The organism is Hungatella sp. SL.1.14 (genome assembly GCF_024460495.1).
GTDB classification, from domain to species: domain Bacteria; phylum Bacillota; class Clostridia; order Lachnospirales; family Lachnospiraceae; genus Hungatella; species Hungatella hathewayi.
The window spans coordinates 160,887-167,453 of record NZ_JANFYJ010000015.1 but is presented as its reverse complement, the minus strand read 5'-3'; the positions used below and the strand labels follow the sequence as shown (position 1 = coordinate 167,453).

At 48.9% G+C, this 6,567-nt stretch carries 5 protein-coding genes; all 5 read left to right on the top strand.

The window, feature by feature from the left end:
- Positions 1 to 285: 285 nt before the first annotated feature.
- The 5 genes from NE473_RS17110 (at position 286) to rsiV (ending at position 6,557) form a co-directional block, all read left to right on the top strand.
- Positions 286 to 2,928 (top strand): valine--tRNA ligase, encoded by a 2,643-nt coding sequence (locus tag NE473_RS17110; protein WP_055651144.1) that lies wholly within the window; start codon positions 286 to 288, stop codon positions 2,926 to 2,928.
- A 350-nt stretch (positions 2,929 to 3,278) separates the two neighbouring features.
- On the top strand, positions 3,279 to 4,103 hold the full coding sequence (locus NE473_RS17105) for a sigma-E processing peptidase SpoIIGA (protein WP_039893615.1): 825 nt from the start codon (positions 3,279 to 3,281) through the stop codon (positions 4,101 to 4,103).
- Between the two features lie 149 nt (positions 4,104 to 4,252).
- Positions 4,253 to 4,993 (top strand): RNA polymerase sporulation sigma factor SigE, encoded by a 741-nt coding sequence (sigE, locus tag NE473_RS17100; RefSeq protein ID WP_006777876.1) that lies wholly within the window; start codon positions 4,253 to 4,255, stop codon positions 4,991 to 4,993.
- A gap of 192 nt (positions 4,994 to 5,185) precedes the next feature.
- Complete coding sequence (locus tag NE473_RS17095) at positions 5,186 to 5,665, top strand: RNA polymerase sigma factor (RefSeq protein WP_022033650.1); 480 nt, start codon at positions 5,186 to 5,188, stop codon at positions 5,663 to 5,665.
- Between the two features lie 16 nt (positions 5,666 to 5,681).
- A complete protein-coding gene (gene rsiV, locus NE473_RS17090; RefSeq protein ID WP_055651141.1) occupies positions 5,682 to 6,557 on the top strand; it encodes an anti-sigma-V factor RsiV in 876 nt (291 codons plus the stop codon).
- Positions 6,558 to 6,567 lie beyond the last annotated feature (10 nt).

Below are 6,567 nucleotides of genomic sequence, written 5' to 3'. Positions count from 1 at the left end.
TCGTTAAAAATATGCTGGAAAGTGTTCATAAGACTATTATAAGAAAAAAGCAGCAAAAAGGAAGTCCCTAAATTCCCCTCATGAATGAGGGGCTAGGGGAGTTGAAGTGCCGAAGGCACTTTCTTGTGCAGTACGAAGTTACTCCTGTCGGACAGAATTGAGCCAGACAGGGAATTTTGAAAGGTTTCAGAACTTCATGAAACAGGGCAGACAGCCTTAGAAAAACAGCCTCAAAGAAAAGTCTTAGGAAAAAATTTCAGAGAGAAAACAGATAAGGAGAGTACTATGAAAGAACTGGAAAAAAACTATAACCCTGCCGAAATTGAGGGCAAGCTGTACCAGAAATGGCTGGACAAAAAGTATTTCCATGCGGAGCCTAATCCGGATAAGAAACCATTTACCATTGTGATGCCTCCGCCTAATATTACAGGCCAGCTCCATATGGGCCATGCGCTGGACAACACCATGCAGGACATTTTAATCCGCTACAAGCGCATGCAGGGATACGAGGCGCTCTGGCAGCCCGGCACTGACCATGCGGCGATCGCCACTGAAGTTAAGGTCATCGAGAGCCTGAAGAAGCAGGGCATCGATAAGGAAGATTTAGGCCGCGACGGGTTCCTGGAAAAATGCTGGGACTGGAGAAAGGAATACGGCGGACGCATTATCAATCAGCTTCATAAGATGGGCTCTTCCGCAGACTGGGACAGAGAACGTTTTACCATGGATGAGGGATGTTCGGAAGCGGTGCAGGAAGTATTTATCCGTCTGTATGAAAAAGGCTATATCTACAAGGGCTCCAGAATTATTAACTGGTGTCCGGTATGTCAGACTTCCATATCAGACGCGGAGGTGGAGCATGCAGATCAGGACGGATTTTTCTGGCATATCAATTATCCGGTTGTCGGCGAAGAGGGTTCCTTTGTGGAAATCGCTACCACGCGACCGGAAACACTGCTGGGAGATACGGCTGTGGCAGTCAATCCTGAGGACGAGCGTTATACAAACCTGGTAGGGAAGATGCTTGAACTGCCTCTTACAGGACGCACCATCCCGGTGATTGCCGACTCCTATGTAGACAAGGAATTCGGTACCGGCTGTGTGAAGATCACACCGGCCCACGACCCCAACGACTTCGAAGTGGGAAAACGCCACAGCCTTCCGGAACTTACGATTATGAACGATGACGCGACCATCAGCCTGCCCGGCAGTAAATACGATGGAATGGAGCGTTATGAGGCCAGAAAGGCCATTGTGGAAGATTTAAAGGAACTGGGGCTTCTGGTCAAGGTGGTTCCTCATACCCATGCTGTGGGAACTCATGACCGCTGTAAGACCACGGTAGAGCCGCTGGTGAAGCAGCAGTGGTTCGTACGCATGGAGGAGATGGCTAAGCCGGCCATCGAGGCTTTAAAGACTGGAAAACTGAAATTTGTGCCGGAGCGTTTCGACAAGACGTATCTGCACTGGCTGGAGGGAATCCGCGACTGGTGTATCTCCAGACAGCTGTGGTGGGGACACCGGATTCCCGCCTATTACTGCGATGAATGCGGAGAGATCGTCGTAAGCAAAGGCCAGCCGGAGAAGTGCCCGAAGTGTGGATGCACGCATCTCACTCAGGACGAGGATACGCTCGATACGTGGTTCTCCTCCGCTCTGTGGCCGTTCTCCACACTGGGATGGCCCAAAGAGACAGAGGATTTAAAGTATTTCTACCCGACAGACGTGCTGGTGACCGGTTACGATATTATTTTCTTCTGGGTTATCCGTATGGTGTTCTCGGGAATTGAACATACCGGACAACTGCCGTTTAACACCGTGCTGATGCATGGCCTGGTCAGAGATTCCGAAGGACGCAAGATGAGCAAGTCCTTAGGCAACGGCATCGATCCGCTGGAGGTTATCGACAAGTACGGCGCGGATGCGCTGCGTATGACGCTGATTACCGGCAATGCTCCCGGAAACGATATGCGTTTCTACTGGGAGAGAGTGGAAGCCAGCCGGAACTTTGCCAACAAAGTATGGAATGCATCCCGCTTTATCATGATGAACATCGAGAAGGCGCCCGACAGCCGGGCAGAACTTTCTGATCTGACCATGGCGGATAAATGGATTCTCTCCAAGGCCAACAGCCTGGCCCGCGATGTGACGGACAACTTAGACAAGTTTGAACTGGGAATCGCTCTTCAGAAGGTTTATGACTTTATCTGGGAGGAATTCTGTGACTGGTATATCGAGATGGTGAAGCCGAGACTCTGGAACGAGGAGGATACGACGAAGGCGGCGGCCATCTGGACTTTAAAGACCGTACTGATCAATTCCCTGAAGCTGCTCCATCCGTACATGCCGTTCCTTACCGAGGAAATCTTCTGCAATCTTCAGGACGAAGAAGAGTCGATTATGGTATCCGCATGGCCGGAGTATAAGGAAGAGTGGAATTTTGCAGGGGAAGAGCATGCGGTAGAAACGATCAAGGAAGCAGTGCGGGGCATCCGGAATGTACGTACATCCATGAATGTTCCGCCCAGCAAGAAGGCAAAGGTATACGTTGTATCGGAGAACAGTGAGGTTCTGGATATCTTTGAAAACAGCCGCGTATTCTTCGCAATGCTTGGCTATGCCAGTGAAATCGTACTACAGAAGGATAAGGAAGGAATCGGTGAAGACGCCGTATCTGCGGTTATTCATCAGGCAGTCATCTATATGCCGTTCGCTGAGCTGGTTGATATCGAGAAGGAAAAAGAGCGGTTGAAGAAGGAAGAGGAGCGGCTGACCAAAGAACTGGCCCGCGTAAAGGGAATGCTGAGCAACGAGAAGTTCGTAAGCAAGGCACCGGCGGCCAAGCTGGAGGAAGAAAAGGCCAAACTGGAAAAGTATACACAGATGATGGATCAGGTGAAGGAGCGCATCGCTCAGTTAGGCGAGTAACCTGTCCCCACAAATAAATTTTATAAGAAAAGAGTCGAACCCGGTGGAAATCATTCTGCCGGGTTCGACTCTTTTCTTTTTGGAAGGCGGAAAGTACTCCCGGGCTGTATTTGGCAGAAGAAGGTACCGTCTGCCAAATACAGCCTGGAATCCGGACACGTGCCGACGGAGTTGTGATCAGGAGAAAAACGGCAGGAGCAAATGGATGTTCGAATATAAACTGTCGAAAAAGGAAGAAAATACCGGGAAAAAGGCGATGAAAAACAGGAATCAGGGCCGTAGATTTGACAAAATCTGAAGGTCTCTCTGACTATAATGTTCATACAGGGCAGGAGGTGAGAAATCTTTTCGTGACGGTTGACTTATATATTGATGTGTTTTTTGTCATAAACATGATCCTGGATTATCTTGTGCTATCCATAACCGGAAAGGTGATGAGATACCGGGCGGGCAGATACAGAAAATTGGCAGGCGCTGCTTTGGGAGCAGCCTGGGCCGCCTTATGCGCGGCATTTCCGTCCATTCCCCCCGCAGTCTCTTTTTTTATGACCTACGCAGTGGTCAGCTGCCTGATGGTGGCGACTGCGTTTGGTGTAAGAAAAAAACGGGAGATGGGCAGGGCTGTAGCCTGCCTCTATCTGGTAACCGTCATGATGGCCGGAGTCATGCAGGTTCTCTACCAGCATACGATGGCCGGTTATTATATAGAACAGATCCTTCGCGGAAACAGCCGGGCGGCCATGCCCTTTTACCGGCTTTTGCTGCTGGCTGCTGGCGCATATTTTGGCGTGAGGGGTGTGTTGGGCTTCGTTCTGGAGGCCAGAAAGAACCGGAATCACTTTTATGAAGTGACGATGCATTACAGAGGGCGGAAAAAGACGGTGACGGCGCTTCTCGATACCGGAAACCGGCTGTATGAGCCCGTGACGCACCGGCCTGTCCACGTGGTGACCTACGAGGCGCTTAAAGAGCTGTGCGAGAGTGTGTCCTCTGTTATTTACATTCCCTTCGGGAGTGTGGGAAAGAAGGAAGGCGTAATGCCCGGGATTTTCCTGGATGAAATGGAAATACGCCAGGGCAGTGACGTGAAAATTATAGAAAAGCCTCTGGTGGCTGTCTGCCGCCGTCCCCTGTGTGCAGACGGGGAATACCAGATGCTTCTGCATGAAGATTAGTTTCCACATTCAAAAGTGGTGTGATCCATTTTTGAATGCGGAAGCCTCCGGCGGATGTGCAGCGCGCCCCAAGGCATTATGTCATGCATGCATGACGGCGTTCGCACCAATTCGCCGGGCGAATTGATTAAAAAGGAGAGATTACCGATATGATATTAAAAGTTTCCGTACCAAACCGTTTCCAGTTTAAAGCCGTACCAACCTTTAAGACGCTGATGATGCCGAAGCAGGGAGAGATTCATTACATCGGCGGAGCCGACATTCTTCCGGCCCCGCTGGATAACGAGTCCGAAGCGAGAGTGATAGCCATGCTGGGAGGCGAAGATGACCAGAGTGCGAAATCGGAGCTGATCGAACATAATCTCCGCCTTGTCGTCTACATAGCCAAAAAATTTGACAACACCAGCGTCGGCGTGGAAGACTTGATTTCCATTGGAACCATCGGCTTAATCAAGGCGATCAATACCTTTAATCCCGGAAAGAACATCAAACTGGCCACATACGCCTCCCGCTGTATTGAGAACGAAATTCTCATGTATTTACGGCGTAATAACAAGACGAAGATGGAGGTTTCCATCGACGAGCCGTTAAATGTGGACTGGGATGGAAATGAGCTTCTGCTGTCCGATATCCTGGGAACAGACGAGGATGTGATCTATAAGGACTTAGAGACCGAGGTGGAGCGAAATCTTTTAAATTCCGCTATCAGCCGGCTGAGCCCGAGGGAGAGAAAGATCGTGGAGCTTCGTTTCGGCCTGTCGGATGAGGAGGGGGAGGAGATGACCCAGAAAGAGGTGGCCGATTTGCTTGGAATCTCCCAGTCCTACATTTCCCGTCTTGAAAAGAAGATTATGAAGAGACTGAAAAAAGAAATTGTGCGTTTTGAATAATGGCGGGAATAAATACTTATCCGTTTTTCTTTTAAAATAATTCCATTTATAGTATAATCAGAAATGTGGCACGTCGGAGAGGCAGCAGGCTTTCCGGGTGCCATTTTTTATGATATATTTCAATAGATTTTCGCAACTTTTCTGCTGCAGAAAACGTCTAACAGACAGAAGAGGAGAGAGGAGGAAAAATATTTGAAGAAGAATATAGAAGCTGAAGCTGAGCAAATACTCCTGACCAATTATGAAAAGTATTATCGTCTCGCCTACAGCTATGTCAATAACGAACAGGATGCGCTGGACATTGTCCAGGAAAGTGCGTATAAGGTAATGAAAGATATCAGTAAGGTGAGGGAACCGGATTATCTGTCCACCTGGATCTACCGTGTGGTGATGAATACGGCCGTTGATTTTCTGAGAAAGAGACAGAAGGAGAGCATCGGCTTAGAGGGCGTGGAGATTCCCCATGAGGATGTCTATCACGAGGATGATCCCATGGAACTGCTGAAATCACTGGAGGAAAAGGACCGCACCATTGTCGTGTTAAAGGTGATCGAGGAACTGAAGCTGGAAGAAATCGCTGTGGTGCTGGACTTAAATGTCAATACGGTTAAGGCAAGGCTGTACCGGGCGCTGAAAAAACTGAGAATTGAACTGGAGCCAGAGATGTCATAGAAAGGGGACTTTATAGATGGAAAATGACGGCAGAAGCAAATTAGAACAGTTAAAGGAAGCATATCATACCATCCCGGTGCCGGCTTCGGCCAGGGAAAGCATGATGGCAGGAATCGAAAAGGCAAAGAAAGAAAAGAGGAGGAGAAACGTGATACAGTTTACGAAAAAGACAGGACTGACAGCCGCGGCCGCGCTTTTTGCCATTACAGTAATGGCAAATGTAAGCCCTGCGACTGCAAACGCTATGGAAAATATTCCGGTGATCGGAACCATCGCCAAAGTGGTGACCTTCCGTACCTTTGAAGATACAAAAAATAATTATGAGGCAAAGATTGACATCCCGCAGGTATCGATCGGAGATCAGTCCAGTGCGGAGGTCAATAAGTCGATCGAGGAGTATGCAAACCAGCTGATTGGCGAATACGAGAAGGAGGTAACCGGGGATCTTGCAGGTGATGGCCACTACTCTGTGACGTCCACGTATCAGGTCGTGACAGACAATGAAAAATATCTGTCCCTGCGTATCAACACGACTGTGATTATGGCCAGCGGAGCAGAATATGTGAAGATTTTCACGATAGATAAGGCGACCGGACAGGTAGTAACCCTGAAGGATTTATTTCGGAATAAAGCGGATTATGTTAAGGCTCTCAGCGATAATATAAAGGAGCAGATGAGGGAACGGATGGCGGCGGACGATTCGAATATGTATTTCTTTGAATCCGGAGAGGATGCTGCAGATGATTTCGATCAGATCACAGGAGACGAGAGCTTTTACTTTAATGAGAACGGAGAACTGGTGATTGTGTTTGACGAATACACTGTGGCGCCGGGATATATGGGAGTTGTGGAATTTACGATTCCGAAATCCGTGACAGGCGACAGTTTCTGATTCACCCCGC